This is a genomic window from Paenibacillus oryzisoli, from assembly GCF_050467285.1.
Classification (GTDB): domain Bacteria; phylum Bacillota; class Bacilli; order Paenibacillales; family NBRC-103111; genus Paenibacillus_E; species Paenibacillus_E oryzisoli_A.
In genome coordinates, this window is record NZ_JBCMUN010000012.1 from 422,868 (window position 1) to 439,707 (window position 16,840).

Here is a 16,840-nt window from a genome sequence, read left to right on the forward strand (position 1 = left end):
CCATGATGAACAACTCCCCAAGCATGCCGTCGCCCGCTAAATCGGAACGATTGACTCCGGAAACTCGCAGCAGCAGGTACAGAAAGCTGTTGGCTCGGGATAAATATTTGTTGCTCATGACACTGCCAGTTATTCTATATTTCCTGATTTTTCATTATGTGCCGATGTATGGCATGATCATGGCATTTAATAACTTCTCGCCGACGCGGGGAATCTGGAACAGCGAATGGGTAGGCTTACGCTGGTTCGAGGAGTTCTTCAACTCCATTTATGCGTTCAGGCTGATCAAAAACGTGCTGTTGCTAAATCTGTACAATGTGTTGTGGGGCTTTCCGATTCCAATTATATTCGCCTTGTTGTTGAACGAGGTAAGGCGCCAGGTGTTCAAGCGTTTCATCCAGTCGGTCAGCTATATGCCGCACTTCATCTCCGTCGTCGTCATCGTCGGGATGACCGTGACGTTCCTGTCGCCGAATAGCGGCATCGTGAATGCAGGACTTGAGTGGCTGGGAATGGAGAAGATCAATTTCCTGAGTGAAGGCTCCTGGTTCCGTACGATCTACATCGGCACCGATATCTGGGCAGGCTTCGGATACAATTCCATCCTTTACCTGGCGGCGATCGCAGCGATCGATCCCCAGTTGTACGAAGCGGCCAAGATCGACGGTGCCGACCGATGGAAGCAGATGCTTCATGTGACGCTGCCCGGGATCGCCTCCACCATCGTCATTCTGCTCATTTTACAGTTGGGACGGATGATGAGTGTCGGCTTCGAGAAGATCATTCTTCTCTATAATCCGGCTACGTATGGAGTCTCTGACGTGATCTCCACCTATGTCTATCGGATCGGTCTGGTCGGGGGGGAATACAGTTTCGCCACCGCGGTCGATCTACTGAATGCGGTCATTAATTGCATCCTGATTGTCACCTTTAATCGATTGTCGAGAAAATGGACATCCATATCTTTATGGTGAGAAGGAGCCAGTAATGAATACTACTTTTCAATCAACGAACAAATGGATTGATGTCCTCATCACCGGCATCATGATTTTCATTATCGCTATATGTCTATATCCCCTTGTGTTTGTATTCAGCATGTCGATCAGCGACCCGCTCGCTGCCGCAAGGCAAGAGGTGTGGCTGTGGCCCAAGGGTTTCTCGCTGCAGTCCTATAAGCTGGTGATGGACAATCCGGATCTGTGGACCTCGTATGGGAATACGATATTTTATACAGTTGTGGGCACAGCTGTCAATGTGGTCATGACGATCCTAATCGCATTTCCGCTGTCTCGCAAAAGCTTCGTAATCCGCGTGCCGTTGACATTGTTCATCGTCTTTACCATGCTGTTCAAGGGAGGCATTATTCCATCATTCATTCTCATCAATCATCTAGGCTTGTATGACACGAGATTAATTCTGATCCTGCTCGGAGCCGTAGGGGTATGGTACGTCATTATCGCCCGGACGTACTTCGAATCGCTGCCGGAATCTATGTTCGAGTCTGCGAAGATCGACGGTGCGAACGATATGGTCATCCTGTGGCGGATTGTCGTTCCGTTGTCCATGCCGATCATCGCAGTTTTAATCCTGTTCTATGCGGTCGAGCATTGGAACAGCTACTTCAGTGCGCTAATCTATCTGCCCAGCAAGGAACTGCAACCGCTGCAACTGTTTCTCGTAAAAGTACTTGTGGAGAATACGCAGAGTTTAGCTGATTCGATTCTCATGAGCGAGGAGAAAAGCCTGGCCATTATGCAGGTGAAATATTCGATCATTATCGTGTCCACCTTGCCGATTCTGTGTGTATATCCGTTCCTGCAGAAATATTTCGTCAAAGGTGTTATGATCGGGGCGATCAAAGGCTGAGATTGCCCACGTGCACACAACATTCAATAAGAGTGAGTAGATGCTCTAGCTTCGAAGGCCTGAAACTCGTTGTGGAGCTGGGAAATCACGTTATTTCACTGGCCGGTACAAATATTTTAACAGGAGAGAAATGACATGAGAATCTTACTCATCAGGCACGCCGATCCGGATTATCCCAATGATACAATTACGGCAACGGGGCATTTGGAAGCGCAGGCACTCGCTCAAAGACTGGCGAAGGAAGGGATTGACCGGATATACAGCTCACCGATCAACCGTGCGGTCCATACGATGCAATATACAGCGGAGCTGCTAGGCATCGAACCGGTTATTGAACCGTGGACACGCGAATTGAGTTTAAATTCCTATGATTACTCCGGTGGAAAATGCGCGGCCTGGAATATTCCCGGCGAAATCGTTAGGGCCGTCCAACCGTACCCCAGCCATGAAATATGGCCGGAACGAGACCCTTTTCGCGATTATGCACAGACTTACGAACAGCTCAAAGTGAATTCTGACGATTTTTTCAGGCGTTTTGGATATGAAAGAGAAGATGGCCGATACCGCATATTGTCGTCTAATCGCGAAACATTCGCCGTATTTTGCCATCATGGGTTTGGTACGACTTGGTTGGCCCATTTACTTGAGCTTCCTTTGCCGCTCGTCTGGAGCGGATTTTGGCTTCCGCCAAGCTCTGTTACTACGATTGTGTTCGAGGAGAGAAGCGAGGATTGGGCGGTTCCCCGCTGTATCGGTCTTGGCAGTATATCTCACTTGCATGAGGCAGGGCTGGGATTCTCGACGGCAGGGCTTTTTCCGAACTTATAGGTCCAGTTGAAAACGAGCGATCCGTGGGTGTGGCATAACATTTACAATGAATCGAAGATGCCCCTTGACACCTGCCGACACGTCCTCCGGGCTATGGACATATGTTGAACCGTTCTTAGCATAGAAAGGAGTCACGAGCCGGCAAGGGAAAAAGGGCAATTCCGGGCGCATCCATCATTACGTGCACGAACCGCCCGCAATTTTTCAACAATATTGTGCGCAATTTTCAAAGGCAGCTCTATCCGGCGAAGGAGCTCATTATCATTTTAAATCAGGATAGCATGCCGCTTGCCGAATACCGCCGCAAAGTGCGTGGCGTGCCGAACGTCCGCGTCTACCAGGTCGCCGAGCGAACGTCGCTCGGGCAATGCCTTAACTGCGGCATCGTCAAGTCACACTTCCCGTTTGATTGCCAAATTTGATGATGACGATTATTACTCGCCGTACTACTTGCGTGAGCAAGTGAAGGCGCTCTATCGCACCCGCAGCGACATCGTCGGCCTGCCTGCCTCATCTATTTAACGGCATCCAAGCAACTGCTGATTCGTTCGCCGCATGATCGCGACAAAGAGGTGGAATTCGTGCAGGGCGGCACGATTATGTTCCGCCGCCGCGTGCTTCGTAAAGTGCAATTTCCGGATCGGTCGCAGTCATGGCTTCAAAACGTAAGCCACCACACCGTTCAATTACGTCTACATCCGCCGAAAAAATAAAAAAAGCCATACCTGGCGCGTCCAGGATGACTATTATCGCAATGGCGGTCAAATGATCGGCGTGTTAAAGCAGTCTCACCTCGGCGTAATCGTAAAGATTACGCCGTTTTTCTCTCTATTTTGCGCATCGATCGCCAGCCCGTGGTGGTCCATGATTTGTTTGACGATGGCCAGACCAAGTCCAAATTGCCCATCCCCGCCGGTTCGGAACGGTTCGAACAGGCTGTCGCGAATCGCCTCGTCGAGCGGCGGACCGTCGTTGAAGATGCGGACCTCTAACTGCCCTCCTTCGGAGCGGAGCACGACCCCGATGCAGCTTTCGGCATAGCGAAGCTGGTTATCGAGCAAATTTTCGAGTGCGATTTTCCACTGCTCGGGATCCCCCTCCAGCGTGCAGGGCGCGAGCGCCAGCTCCCACGCGACTTCAGGTCTCCGATACCGCAGCCGCTCCACGACATCGCAGACAACCGCCTTCAGGTCAAACGCCGCAAACGGCTTCTCTTTCACCGTTAAATAGTTCAGCTTGTTGAGCAGCAGGAGATCGCGAATCCGTTTTTCCAGCCGTTCGCCTTCCTTCATAATGACATCGAGGCTCGCGCTGAGCGTGCCCTTAGGAAAAACGCCGTCCTGAATCGACTGCACATAGCTGCGGATGACCATGACAGGCGTTTTCAGCTCATGAGACGTATGCTGGAGAAAAAACTGCTGCGCCCTGTCCTGCCGGACAAGCCGCTGCCGCATGGACTCAATGGCCCGGCCGAGGCGGCCAATCTCGTCTTTGCGGCCGGTCTCCACCGGATCGTGCCAGTCCCGCTTGGCCATTCGCCCGACAAACCGCTCCATCTGAACGAGCGGACGCGTGAAATAGCGGGCGATGCCCAGGCATGGCAGCCAGCTCAGCACGATCAGAACGACCATGATCATCATCAGCCGGATGAACATCGTCATCACCAGATCGTTGCGGTAATTGCCCCAGGCATAGGAAACTAGATAGCTGGGCGTGCCTTGAACCATTTCTTTTCGAATCACATAGAAAATGCTTCGGTCATCAATGCTGCGCGTGTACTTGGCAACGGGTTGGACCTGCGCGTAAGCGTCCTTTTCCATCGCGGAGACGAAAGCTTCCGAACTGCTTGCACTTGCCGTTAACGTTGCCGCAGGCGCGGGTTCTGGATTGTCGGCTTCGGCCGAACCCTGAATCATGAAATGGCGGATGGAAGGACCGGTGACCGTCGTTCCGCTTTGAATGGAGACGACGGAAGGCTGGGTGGTCAGACCGCTGTCGGCTGGAACGGGAGCGGGAACGGGCTGACTGCTGCCCGATTCAAGAAGAAGAGGCGCTTGCAGTGTTGCAACGGGTTTGGCTTCTATCGTCTGGGTCTGCATCGGAATCGCAGGCAGCGTAAGGCTTGGCACGGATACAAGGCTCGTCGTCTCGATCTGAATGCCTTTTTGCGTATCCAGGAGAATATCGTACAGTTGCTCGGTAAAAAAACCTTTTAACGTCCAAGGCAGAAGAATCGCCAAGGATCCAAAAATGACAATCGTGAGCGCCGCGAAAGCGCCCCACAATTTTACGGCCAGCGGCCAGCTTCCGATCCGCAGTCTCATGCTTTCGCCATCCTATACCCGTACCCGTATACGGTTTCTAACGGCAGCTCCGGCAGCTTGCGGCGCAGCCTCCTGACCAAGTCGTCAACCACGCGATCCGTGCCAAAATAATCCCCGCCCCACACCGCGCTGAGCACCTGCTCACGTTCAAGAACCTGCCCCAGATGCCGGTAAAAATATAGCAGCAGCTCGAACTCCTTGGCTGTCAGCTCGAGCGGTCGGCCCTGCCCGTCTTTGACGGAGCGGGCGAGCTCGTCGATCGCATAAGAAGCGATCGTTGGCAGCTTCGCGGGCTGCTCCACCGGCGCAGCCGAACCGGCCGCTTGTCCGGCGTAGACGCGCTCCAGCAGCTTTCGCGTGCGAATGACCAGCTCCCGCGGCAAAAAAGGCTTGGGCATGTAATCGTCGCTGCCCAGCTCAAGGCCGATGACGCGATCGATGTCCGCATCGCGCGCCGAGACGAAAATCACCGGCATGGCAGGGAGATCCGCCTTAATTTCACGAATGAGCTGAAAACCGTCCACGCCCGGCAGCATAATATCGAGGACCCACAGGTCCGGCCGCTCCGCAATCGCGTCTCGCGCGGAAATGCCGTCTGGGAACGAGCGCACCTGCCACCCCTCTTTTTCCAAATATGCGGCCAGCAAGCCTCTCAAATGCTCTTCATCTTCTACTAAAAAAATACGATACAAGGCCGTTGGCACCTGCCTTTCAATAATAGGGAAAAGTGGAGCCGGCCTCCCTTACGAAGTGAGCCGGTTCCACTGTAAACGTCGATATCTGCTATTCGTTGTCAGCAGGTTTTTCGGATTGCATCTTATTTACAAGGCTGCGCAGTTCATCGGTTTGTTTGATGTAATCCTGCAGCAATTGCGGCAGCAGGCTTTGAATGGCAGCCGCATCTTCCGCGTCTACGGCTTCCGCCAGCTTTTGGAGGCGAACCGCTTCTTCCGAAGGCTCCGCTTTCATTATAACATCGGCGGGAAGTCCCTCAACTGGGAGTGCTTGGGTGAGGGAAGCGGAAGGGCCGCCGTCCGTAAATACAACGCGAGTGGCTGCGGACGTGCCTTTCGAAATCTGGACGGATGGCGGGGCAGGCAGCGCAGCGACGGGCTTCGCTTCCGTTGCAGTGCCCGGATCGATCACTTGCGCAGGCGTCAGTGTGACGGTTCCTTCGGCCGGGGCAGGCGCTGGGACAGCAGCCGGACTGTCGTCATTCAGGACTGGCGCCTGAATGACTCTGGTAAAGGCCGCTGTCTTCGGCAGCTGCGCTTCAACCTGCTTGCGGTCGCCCAACGCTTTGGTCCAATCTGCAGCCGTTTCCGGTGCATATGTAGCGGCTAGCAGCTTCCAGTAGTTCCGCTCCAAAGCCGGCTGACTGAGCAAAGAGAGGCCGCCGGCGCGGAACGCGATGGTTGCCGCAGGCACCGCGCTTACAGCTGCGGAGCCGCTTGCGTCTTTGAGCGACGTCCATGTCACGGTCTGTAAACCCGCCGGAGCCGGTGCAGCCGTGGTTACAGGCTGAGCTTCGCTGGACTTATCTGCTGCGGAGGCGCTTACGGCGCCAAGGGTCATCGTTCCGATCACTGCGAGCATGCTAGCTTGCAGCGTACGCTTTTTCCAAGATTTCATGAGGGTCAAGCTCCTTTCGATAAGAGGGGGATAGTTTAGCGGGGAGGCGCCTTGTTCGGTTGTCCTTGCGCATCTCCCTCACAACGTCTACTGTACCGAAAGATTGTGGACATCTTGTCTGAACATTGTGGGAAATTATGTGATTCGTCGGCGAGCCGGGTACACAAAAAAAGAGACCCACAGCAACGGGCCGTGGGTCTAAGTTTTATATTTTAAAGGGGGGTTGGTTATTATTATAGCCAGTGTTCATTAAAAGAAGATGAATGAAATATTTCAATTTCATTACAGTTTAGGCTGTGGATGTTAAGGACAATAGGCAGCCCCTAGCCGGCAGAAGCTTCGTTCTTTATAATGACGCTATGAGAAGAGGAGCCGGTGAGCCGCTGCGGCGGGAACACTTGGCGAATCGGCGCGATGATCAGCGCGGCAGCGACCGCTTTGATGGCATCCCCGGCAAGATAAGGGTAGCAGCCTGCCGCCATCGCTTTGGCGAAGGTATAGGACGGTACTTTGTACATCAACCAGCCTACACCCAGCGGATAGACGAAGAGAGAACCGAAAATTTCAAGTACGAGGAACGCTCCGACATAACCAAGGATGCCCTTCATCTGGATTCGCGGTAAAATGAGACCAATCATGATGGCGGCAAACGGCCACATGAGAATAAAACCGCCGGTAGGACCGAATACGGTGCCAAGCCCGCCGTGTCCGCCCAAGAGCGGGAAGCCGATCGCGGTCAAAACGATGACAAGCAGCGTGCTTAGCGCGCCGTATCTGGCGCCGAGCAAGCCGCCGGCCAGCATAATAGCCAACTGCTGCAAGGTAATCGGTACGGGAGACATCGGAAGCGGGATGCGGATGGAACTGAATAAGACGAGAATAGCTGCAAAAAGTGCACTGAAAACAATGCCGCGTAACGTAAGTTTCATATTGTTGATCTCTCCTGTTTCTGATATTGTTAACTTAATGTCAACTTAAATAAAACAAATAAGGTTTACAATCGGAATCATAGCACACAAGTTTCGAAAAGGAAAGGAACTTTTTGAGTGAATCGGAAAGAGTATCCACGAAGCGGCACTACATCTTCAGTAGTCGTACCATCCGGGAAAGTACATATGTCGAAAGGGGAGCCACTGATCCAACTGAACAAGGCTTCGGTCATCTATCGCACCGAGGCGGGTGAAGGCCGTCCTGCCTGGTCGGACGTATCCTTTACTATTCACGAGAGGGAATGGATTGCGGTGGTCGGCCCCAACGGCAGCGGCAAAAGCACACTGGCTGGCGTCCTGCTTGGCCTAAGTCCGATTTCGGAAGGAACGGTTGCACGTTACGAGGCGGTAGAAAATGGGATGAAAGGCGTACTCCAACTGCCGGAGGCGCAGTTTATCGGCGATACGGTGGAGGATGAGCTGGACTGGATCCCCTATGCCCAGACCTTGCCGGAAGGGGCGCGCGCCGCATGGTACCGGGAGGTTCTGGCTGCCGTAGGCTTGGAGATTTCGCCTAAAAGATCGCTGCTCACGCTTTCCGGCGGGCAAAAGCAGCTTGTCAATCTGGCCGTCGCGCTGGCGACCAAGCCGAAGCTGCTCGTCTGCGACGAAGCGACGGCGATGCTGGACCCCGCGGCACGGCAGGATGTCCTCGCGGCGGTCCGCGAGGCGTACCGGCAAGGCACGACGATTGTATGGATTACGCATCGGCTGGAAGAAGCGGCGGAAGCGACCCGCGTCATTGGATTCGGCGACGGGCAGGTGACGTATGATGGGGATCCGCATGCGTTTTTCTATGGCGAGGGGGAAGGTTCTCCCTGTGAAACGCTTGGCTTTGATTTACCCTATGTGGTTCAAACGGTTCGGCACCTGCGCGAGCAAGGGGTTGCGCTGACCTCGCTGCCGCTATCCATGGACGAATTGGCGGAGGCGGTCTCATGTCTTTAATACTGAATCGGGTGTCGGTGACGGCGCCGGACAACCAAGCGCTGCGGCTGCTGAACGAGGTGAGCGTTGCGCTTCACCCCAATTCCTTAACGTTATTAATTGGTCATACCGGATCGGGCAAATCGACATTGCTCCAGGTGATGGCAGGGCTGCTTGAGCCGCAAGAGGGCGAAGTTGATCTGGATGGCGAATCGCTTTGGCATAAAAGGAAGGTGGCTCCGCCGCTCTTGCTGCGGCTTGGCCTGACGTTTCAGTTTCCCGAGGCGCAGCTGTTTGCCCGGAGCATCCGGCAGGAGTTCGCTTACTCGCTGCGGCCGTACAAGCTTGCGGCGAACGAGCAGGAGCGCCGCATCAGTGACGCCTGCGCTGCCTTTGACCCGCGCGGCGTCTTTACGCCCGACCGCTCGCCGCTGGCGCTGAGCGGCGGCGAGCAGCGCCGCCTCGCGCTGGCGACGACGTTCGCCACGGAGCCGGACTGGCTCCTCATGGACGAGCCCACCGCCGGCCTGGAGGCGGCGGCCGTGCGCGAGCTGCTGCGCACGCTGCGGGCGCGCACCCGTGGCGGATTGGTCATCGCCACGCACGACCTGGACACGTTCCTGCCGCTGGCGGACCGTGTGCTGGTTCTGGCCTCCGGCGAGCTGGTCTTCGACGGCTCGCCGGAGGCGCTCTGCCGCGCACCGCACGTGCTGGTGCGCGCGGGGGTGGGCCTCCCGAGCTGCGCGGAGGCCGCCGTAGCCTTGGCGCGGCATGGCATCGCCATCGCGCCGGAGGGGCTTACGCCTGCGGCCACGGCGCAGGCGATCCTGTTGGCGCTGCGCTCGCGCAGCAGCGCAAGCGTGCCGACGGCGCCGCCTGCGGAGGCGCCGGAAGCGGCCGCCGCGCGCGATGGCGGCGCGGCTGTGGCGGAGCCGCCGCAGACCGCGTGGCTGCGGCGGGATCCGCGCGCGAAGTGGCTCCTCTACCTGCTGCTCGTCCTGGGGACGATGCAGCAGGAGACGTGGAGCGGCCTCGCGGTGGCGGCAGGGCTCCTCGGCTGCGCCTGCCTCGGGCTGCCGCGCAGCGCGCTGCGCGGAGCGAGGAAGCTGGCGGCGGTGTACCTCCTCTTCCTAGCGTTCTCCGTCGCGCTGGCAGGCGTGCGGTTCACCGGCAGCGACGGCGGCACGCTGCCGATCGGCTATGACACCGCGAGCGGGTGGAGCACCGCCTTGCTGCTGGCACGACTGTTCGTCGTGCTTTTGGCGGGTGTATGGCTGGCGGTGTCGACGCCGTTCGGTCAGCTCGTGCAGGGGCTGACCTGGGCGCTGCGCTATCTCGAGAAGGTGAAGCTGCCGGTCGCTTCGTTCGCTCTGGCGGTATCCCTTCTCTTTCGGTTCATTCCGCTGCTCCTGCGGGAGTGGCAGCAGTTTGCGATGATCGTGCGGGCCCGCGGCAAAGCCGCCGTCAAGCCCGGTACCGTGCGGCTTCGCGATCTGCCCGCGCTGGTCGTGCCGCTGCTGCTCGCCGCCTTCCATAAGGCGGAGCAGTTTACCGTCGCGATGGAGCTGAAGCGGATCGACGGCAAGCATTTGCTGAGGCGGCGGAGCACGCTGGTCTGGCGCCGGAAGGATACGCTGCTGGCGGTGGCGGCGGCAGCGGTGTATGTGATTTTATGGGTGGTGCACGCATAAATAAGATAAACTCCCTTGCTGGTTCTGATGAACCGCGAGGGAGTTTTTTTGTGGTTATTCGTGAACTTCCATTATTCCCACTGATTTCCCGACATGTGTTTGGCGAACGCGAGGTAGGGACGACCCGACGTGACCAGATGACTCCATTTCCTGCCTAAACTACAGGTAATTTTCTTGGAAATGCCCAGATTGCTGAAAATCATGTAAAACCTACAGCAAAATTTCGTCATGAGGTGCTTTTTGCTCGGAAATGGGGAGACAGGCCGCAATTTACCTGTATGAAATGCAGGATTCTTCGCAGAATCCTGCTATTTTTCTAAATTTGATGTAGGAAATGCAGCTACTGGAAGGGGCAAGGGGTTACTTTTTTAGCTCATGCGATTCGAGCGTGTTAAAAGGGAGCGGTTGCGAGGCTCGTATAGAGGTACTGGCTTCAGAAGGAGCAGTTCGTACATACCCTCCTACCCCATCCGATACCCCTGAGGCGTCGCCCCCGTCATTTTCAGAAAAGCCCGATGAAACTGGCTCGTGCTCGAAAAGCCCAGGTCGGCGCTGATCTTACCGATCGGCGTCTCCGTGCGGCGCAGCCTGCGCTTCGCTTCTTCGATACGCAGGCCGAGTAAATATTGATACGGCGTCGTGCCGGTTGCTTTGCGAAACGAACGAATAAAGTGAAATCGGCTTTGCAGCGCCAGCGCTGCCAGCTCGTCGATGCTGACGGGTTGCTCGTAGCAATCGTAGAGATATGCGAGCGCCCGCTGCATGTGGGGGTCGGCCATTTCAATCGGCGCTGCCCCCGGTACAGGCTCAGCCAGGTTTACGCCGAGCCAGTCGCCGACATAAGCCAGGACATCATGCTCCACCTGCGCTACGGCGAGCGGGTCAGCAAGCGTCTGCCCCTGCATGAGAGCGAGCATCCATTGCTGGAATCGGCCGACGAGTGCGCTCGGATCGAACGATTGCCGGACATCATGGTGCGCGCCTGCTGTAAATTGCGGTTGGATGGCCGTCATGCCGCCTGGCCCTTTTTCACGTACTTTGAGGATAATGACAGAGGTCTGATCCCCGAGATGAAAATGATGCTCAGCCCCCGGCGGCTGAATCAGGCCGCTGCCTTGCCTGAGCGCATAGCTGCGCGCTTCTTGCGTAAAATGGCACACGCCTCGAACCGGCAGCGTAATTTGCATCCAGTCGTCGTGCACATGCGGCCCATTTTTAAACCCGTTGCTCCCTTGCCACAGCTCAATCCAAGCTGTTTCTGCTTTCATTTCCATTGTCATCACCTGCCTGCCCCCATTATAGCAAAAATTGCGCATTACGCAGCACTTTTCACAACGACCCGTACCGCCTGGATTCGGTATACTTGTGAAAATTGAAAGGGGATTCTTCCATGAATCAGACTCAAACTGCGGCCATCCCGGCGCAGCGCTATTCGGCGGTCTGGATCCTCATCGGTGTCAGCTTTGCCCACTTGCTGAACGATGCGATGCAGACGGCCGTGCCATCGGCTTTTCCGCTTTTCCAATCCACCATGCACCTCAGTTTTACCAAAATAGGATGGGTCGCCTTTATGCTGAACATTACGGCGTCCTTGCTGCAGCCGGTGATCGGCTACATGTCGGACCGCAGACCGATGCCGAGCCTGCTGCCCTTGGGCATGGTGTTCTCGCTGTTCGGGCTTCTGGGCTTTGCTTATTCGCAAGCTTTCTGGATGCTGCTGGTCTCGGCCGCACTCATCGGCGTGGGCTCGTCGGTGCTGCATCCCGAATCGTCCCGCGTCGCACGGCTCGCGGCGGGGAAAGGACGTGGCCTGGCTCAGTCCGTGTTCCAGGTAGGAGGCAACACCGGCCAAGCGCTCGCGCCGCTGCTCGTCGCGTTCATTATCATGCCGCACGGGCCGAAGGGCTTTCTATGGTTCACCATCGCGGCCGTCATCGGGATTGCTGTTCAACTGTACATGAGTCGGTGGTACGCGGAGCAGCTCGCTGGCGGATCCGCTAGACGCCCGGCAGCGGCTACCGGCGTTCAGCGCGTCCGTTCGCCGCATTCCAAGCGTTTTATTGCCGGGGCAATGGCCATCTTGGTCGCTCTGCTTTTCTCCAAATTCGTCTATATCGCGAGCATGACAGGCTTTTACGCATTTTATTTTATGGACCACTACAATCTGCCGATGTCTCGCGCTCAGCTTTGTTTATTCGCCCTACAGTTTGCTGGCATGGTCGGTACGCTGCTGGGGGGGCCGCTGGCAGACCGGTTCGGGCGAAAGACGATGATCTGGATTTCCATTGCGGGGACGGCGCCGTTTTCGCTGCTGCTGCCGTTTGTCTCGCCTGAACTCGCCTTCGTATTATGCTGCGCTATCGGCCTCATTCTGATGTCGGGCTTCTCCGTCATCATCGTGTATGCGCAAGAGCTGATGCCGAATCATGTGGGTACGGTGTCCGGCTTGTTCTTCGGCTTGGCGTTTGGCATGGCCGGCCTCGGCTCGGTGCTGCTCGGCTGGATCAGCGATATGACCGGTGTTGCTTTCGCGATCAAGCTCTGCGCCTACTTGCCGCTGCTTGGTGTGTGCGCCTTTCTGCTGCCGCGAGATAGCAAGTTGATGCAGCAGGGGGAGTAAACAATAAGTCTCTCAAAAGTTGTTTTCTAGGAGGCCGAGCTCGAATATGAGCCTCGGTCTTTCGGCATTATCGGATTCTATGAAATTTGAAGATTTTTGTAAGATTCATATTATTTTTATGCAGCAATTGACAATTTTTGCTTTTCCGCGCGATAATGAGATAGGACTTTGGAAGTATATGACATTCAACTTAGATACACACAATTCTGAGGTAAAGAGGGACTCCATGATTGACCTTGTGCCGGCAGCACCAACAGATGATGAGTTTTTGTATGCTTTGTACGCGGAAACTAGGCGGGATGAGCTGAACGCGTTAGGCTGGGACGACGCTCAGAGAAATGCCTTTTTGCGTATGCAATTCGATGCGCAAAGACGTTCCTATCGGATGCAGTATGCTAGATTCGAACAAAGCATTGTGTACCGAGGTTCGGAGGCGATAGGACAAATTTCAAAAGCTTGCATGGAAGACACCATTGTTATAGTGGACATCTCTATTGCTTCTATCTATCGCTGTCAGGGCATCGGAGGGAAGTTGATCAATGAACTTCAAGAGGCTGCCAAACGGCAAGGCATGAAAGTCCGGCTCCACGTCCTGCAAGTGAATCCTGCAGTGAGGCTTTATCATCGCCTGGGATTTCAGGTGACTGCTGAACGATTTCCGTACATGGCCATGGAATGGGAAGACGCTGTACAGGCAGAATCTCCGGACAACTAATTGGGGACGGGAGGAAAAGGGATGAAATCCTATGCAGAAGCAGTTGCTCTGCACGGCAGCGATTTCCAGCTTGCCGATCTGCATGGCGTGCCGCTGACGCTGAAATTAACAGAAGTACAGGACAAGGGCAGCAACGATCGTTTTGAACAATTCACGTTGTTGTTGAAGGGACCGCTGAATGTGCCCCTCAGCCAAGGGATATATCGCTTGGAACACGAGGTCGCAGGAGTTGTCGATTGGATGCTCGTGCCGATTGCCAGAGATGTGGAAGGGTATACATACGAGGCTGTGTTTAATCTGATGAAAAATTAACGTTACACTCGCAATTTTACTTTGAAGGGAGCAGAACAATGAGCGATCAATATGTAGGAGAAATTCGTATGTTTAGCGGAACCTTCGCTCCGATTGGGTGGTTGCTATGCAATGGTCAACTGCTGAGTATTAGTCAATACGAGGTCTTGTACACCCTCATTGGCACAACCTATGGAGGAGACGGGCGTACAACGTTTGCCTTGCCGGATTTACGGGGACGCGTTCCTGTTCATATGGGCAGTGGGTATACGTTGGGACAGATGGCGGGTACGGAGAAAGTGACGTTGGTTACGACACAGCTGCCTGCTCATACGCACATTCCAAACGCATCTAGCGTTGTGGGAACCAGTGCGAGCCCGGCTAACGCTTTTTGGGCAACGAGTTCGGAAGCTAACGTACAACCTTATTCGACAACTGCGCCGAATACAACGATGAATCCAGCGGCAATCAGTTCTGTTGGCGGCAATCAACCGCATGACAACATGATGCCGTTTGTGGCAGTTTCGTTCATTATTGCAACCGAAGGCGTATTTCCGAGTCAATACTAAATCTAAGGAGGGATGATCGTGGAACCTTTTTTGGCTGAAATCAGAGCTTTTTCATTTAACTTCGCTCCGCGTGGCTGGGCGTTCTGCAACGGGCAATTATTGCCGATTCAACAAAATACAGCGCTTTTTTCTTTGCTTGGCACCACTTACGGCGGGGATGGTCGAACAACCTTTGCCTTACCTAATCTCCAGGGCAGGGCACCGCTTCACCGCAGCAGTTCCATCACTTACGGCACATCGGCGGGAGAGGCGGCGCATACGCTGACCATCAATGAGATGCCGATGCATACGCATCAAGCTACTGGCGGAAGCGATGTGGCTACGGCGTTTAATCCTACTGGGGTTACTTGGGGAACGAATTCGAATGGATACAACATTTATCAGACAACAGCTAATGGGACGATGAGCAGCGACGCTTTGGGACTTAGCGGAAGCAGTCAGTCGCATAACAACATGCAGCCCTATACGGTTGTGAATTTTTGCATTGCGCTAACGGGCATTTTCCCGCCACGCTCATAATGAAGGAGGAATGAACGAGATGGACCCGTATTTAGGAGAAATTCGAATTTTTGCCGGTAATTATGCGCCGTCAGGCTGGGCATTTTGCGATGGCACGGTGATGCCCGTTTCACAGAATTCTGCTCTTTATTCACTTATTGGCGGATTGTATGGCGGTAACGGCACAACGACCTTTGCACTACCGAATCTAATGGGCAGCGTGCCTATCCATCAAGGTGCAGGCCCTGGCTTGACACCTCGCACGGTAGGCGAAACAGGGGGAGAATCCGACGTCATGCTGCTTGAGACGCAAATTCCGAATCATACTCATACGGTTAATGCTGAGCTCGTACCAACAGGATTGGAACCGACGCAGGCGGTTTGGTCGAGCACCGCGGCAAGGCGAGGCGAGAGCATTTATTCCACAAACCTTGATACCCCAATGAGCCCGATGGCGTTGGGTGTTACCGGCAGCAGTCAACCGCACAATAATATGCAGCCGTTCGTGGCGATGAACTTTATTATTTCGCTGGAAGGCAACTATCCGCCGAAGCCGAACAACTAATGTACAGACTAATCCTCCCGCTTCTGCTAATAAGGCGGGGGGATTTTTTAGGGAAAGGGGAGATAATCAGGTATGCCTGTTGTGACAAAAAGTCTAAAATTGGTGTTAGCATTTATTGTGATATTTGCCGGCTTTGTCGGAGCAACCAGCGTAACGGCCGCACCTAGTGGACCACCATATACATATGGTTCAGTGCAGTTTGGCTCAATCAATAGCAGTGGTACACAACTCTCGGATTCCGACAACTATTTTTCTTTTACCGGTGGAGACGCTTTGGGTAATAATACGATAGGCATCGACGTTGACGGAATTTATTTGAGAAGGAATACTGGCGGGACGTATTCGAATGCTGCTTCTGGAACGATTCATATTAGTTCTAAAACTTCAAGCTATGAATTTAGTATTGTATCAGTGAATGTTGCTGCGCAATTGGGAAAAACCGTTACTTATGCAGTGCGCTTTAATAACACAGGTGCTCCTGTGCAAACTGAAACGGTTAGTAATAGCAATCGGGATTCTGCAGATACTTATTTCAATTATAAGCGAATTACTTTCTCATCCCCTACCTCGGTTAAAAGTGTAGATATTGACATTACAGACAACTCTACTATACCGTTCGTAGGAAGCAACGCCTCGATCATAGATTTTGTTGTTAACACCCTTCCTGCTCCGCCAGCAGTCACCAATTACACGCTGACGTATACGGCAGGTACAGGCGGAACCTTGTCAGGTACTTCACCGCAAATGGTAGCCAGCGGCGAAAGCGGCACAGCAGTCACCGCCATACCGGACACACACTACCACTTCGTGAAGTGGAGTGATAATGTAACGACGGCAACGCGCACCGAAACTGGGGTCACAGGGGATCTGAATGTAAGTGCGATTTTCGCGTTGGACACGTACACGCTGACGTATACGGCGGGAGCGAACGGCACGATAACGGGTGCGTCTCCGCAGACGGTCGGCTACAACCTGAGCGGGACGGCCGTGACCGCAGTTCCGAGCACCGGCTACCATTTGGTGAACTGGAGTGATGGCAGTACGGATGCGACGCGCACCGATACCGGCGTAACAGCGGACAAGAGCCTAACGGCCAACTTTGCCATTAACGAATATACCTTGACCTACACAGCGGGAGCGAACGGTACGCTGTCGGATACGACCCCGCAGACAGTCGAACACGGCTCGAACGGCACGGCGGTCACCGCCATACCGGACACACACTACCACTTCGTGAAGTGGAGTGATAATGTAACGACGGCAACGCGCACCGAAACTGGGGTCACAGGGGATCTGAATGTAAGTGCGATTTTCGCGTTGGACAC

The 16,840-nt window shown here is 54.6% G+C and carries 18 protein-coding genes; 12 read left to right on the forward strand and 6 right to left on the reverse strand.

Annotation, left to right across the window (positions count from 1 at the left end):
- Positions 1-2: 2 nt before the first annotated feature.
- The 3 genes from ABE504_RS22130 (at position 3) to ABE504_RS22140 (ending at position 2,694) form a co-directional block, all read left to right on the forward strand.
- Positions 3-974 carry an ABC transporter permease gene (locus ABE504_RS22130; RefSeq protein ID WP_430092723.1) on the forward strand — a complete coding sequence of 324 codons (972 nt, stop codon included), beginning with the start codon at positions 3-5 and terminating at the stop codon, positions 972-974.
- 13 nt (positions 975-987) lie between these two features.
- Positions 988-1,866 (forward strand): carbohydrate ABC transporter permease, encoded by an 879-nt coding sequence (locus ABE504_RS22135; protein ID WP_430092725.1) that lies wholly within the window; start codon positions 988-990, stop codon positions 1,864-1,866.
- A gap of 135 nt (positions 1,867-2,001) precedes the next feature.
- The gene (locus tag ABE504_RS22140) at positions 2,002-2,694 is read left to right on the forward strand and encodes a histidine phosphatase family protein (protein WP_430092727.1); all 693 of its coding nucleotides are present in this window, start codon (positions 2,002-2,004) and stop codon (positions 2,692-2,694) included.
- 597 nt (positions 2,695-3,291) lie between these two features.
- Here the strand turns inward: ABE504_RS22140 and ABE504_RS22145 are convergent.
- The 5 genes from ABE504_RS22145 to ABE504_RS22165 form a co-directional block, all read right to left on the reverse strand.
- Positions 3,292-3,417, reverse strand: coding sequence for a hypothetical protein (locus ABE504_RS22145; protein ID WP_430092728.1), 126 nt, complete (start codon positions 3,415-3,417; stop codon positions 3,292-3,294).
- A gap of 65 nt (positions 3,418-3,482) precedes the next feature.
- Positions 3,483-5,018 carry a HAMP domain-containing sensor histidine kinase gene (locus tag ABE504_RS22150; RefSeq protein WP_430092729.1) on the reverse strand — a complete coding sequence of 512 codons (1,536 nt, stop codon included), beginning with the start codon at positions 5,016-5,018 and terminating at the stop codon, positions 3,483-3,485.
- The gene (locus tag ABE504_RS22155) at positions 5,015-5,710 is read right to left on the reverse strand and encodes a response regulator transcription factor (RefSeq protein ID WP_430092731.1); all 696 of its coding nucleotides are present in this window, start codon (positions 5,708-5,710) and stop codon (positions 5,015-5,017) included. Before ABE504_RS22155 ends, ABE504_RS22150 begins: the two co-directional genes overlap by 4 nt.
- Positions 5,711-5,801: 91 nt before the next feature.
- Positions 5,802-6,650: a hypothetical protein gene (locus ABE504_RS22160; protein ID WP_430092734.1), complete on the reverse strand. Its 849-nt coding sequence runs from the start codon at positions 6,648-6,650 to the stop codon at positions 5,802-5,804.
- Positions 6,651-6,973: 323 nt separating this feature from the next.
- A complete protein-coding gene (locus tag ABE504_RS22165; RefSeq protein ID WP_430092738.1) occupies positions 6,974-7,579 on the reverse strand; it encodes a biotin transporter BioY in 606 nt (201 codons plus the stop codon).
- Between the two features lie 186 nt (positions 7,580-7,765).
- Between ABE504_RS22165 and ABE504_RS22170 the strand changes: the two genes are divergently transcribed.
- Positions 7,766-8,587, forward strand: a complete 822-nt coding sequence (locus tag ABE504_RS22170) for an ATP-binding cassette domain-containing protein (RefSeq protein ID WP_430092740.1) — start codon at positions 7,766-7,768, stop codon at positions 8,585-8,587.
- A complete protein-coding gene (locus tag ABE504_RS22175; protein ID WP_430092743.1) occupies positions 8,578-10,257 on the forward strand; it encodes an ATP-binding cassette domain-containing protein in 1,680 nt (559 codons plus the stop codon). The genes ABE504_RS22170 and ABE504_RS22175 overlap by 10 nt, the downstream gene beginning before the upstream one ends.
- Before the next feature lie 461 nt (positions 10,258-10,718).
- On the opposite strand, the gene ABE504_RS22180 is transcribed toward ABE504_RS22175, so the two are convergent.
- Positions 10,719-11,537, reverse strand: a complete 819-nt coding sequence (locus ABE504_RS22180) for a helix-turn-helix domain-containing protein (RefSeq protein WP_430092745.1) — start codon at positions 11,535-11,537, stop codon at positions 10,719-10,721.
- Between the two features lie 110 nt (positions 11,538-11,647).
- Between ABE504_RS22180 and ABE504_RS22185 the strand changes: the two genes are divergently transcribed.
- The 7 genes from ABE504_RS22185 to ABE504_RS22215 form a co-directional block, all read left to right on the forward strand.
- Positions 11,648-12,877 carry an MFS transporter gene (locus ABE504_RS22185; protein ID WP_430092747.1) on the forward strand — a complete coding sequence of 410 codons (1,230 nt, stop codon included), beginning with the start codon at positions 11,648-11,650 and terminating at the stop codon, positions 12,875-12,877.
- Between the two features lie 46 nt (positions 12,878-12,923).
- Positions 12,924-13,592, forward strand: coding sequence for a GNAT family N-acetyltransferase (locus ABE504_RS22190; protein WP_430092748.1), 669 nt, complete (start codon positions 12,924-12,926; stop codon positions 13,590-13,592).
- Positions 13,593-13,613: 21 nt separating this feature from the next.
- Positions 13,614-13,904, forward strand: coding sequence for a DUF6916 family protein (locus tag ABE504_RS22195; RefSeq protein WP_430092749.1), 291 nt, complete (start codon positions 13,614-13,616; stop codon positions 13,902-13,904).
- 38 nt (positions 13,905-13,942) lie between these two features.
- Positions 13,943-14,452 carry a phage tail protein gene (locus ABE504_RS22200; RefSeq protein WP_430092751.1) on the forward strand — a complete coding sequence of 170 codons (510 nt, stop codon included), beginning with the start codon at positions 13,943-13,945 and terminating at the stop codon, positions 14,450-14,452.
- 12 nt (positions 14,453-14,464) lie between these two features.
- Positions 14,465-14,971, forward strand: a complete 507-nt coding sequence (locus tag ABE504_RS22205) for a phage tail protein (protein WP_430092754.1) — start codon at positions 14,465-14,467, stop codon at positions 14,969-14,971.
- Between the two features lie 19 nt (positions 14,972-14,990).
- Positions 14,991-15,515 (forward strand): phage tail protein, encoded by a 525-nt coding sequence (locus ABE504_RS22210; RefSeq protein WP_430092757.1) that lies wholly within the window; start codon positions 14,991-14,993, stop codon positions 15,513-15,515.
- Positions 15,516-15,788: 273 nt separating this feature from the next.
- The coding region (locus ABE504_RS22215; RefSeq protein WP_430092759.1) for an InlB B-repeat-containing protein at positions 15,789-16,840 on the forward strand (1,052 nt) is incomplete at its 3' end.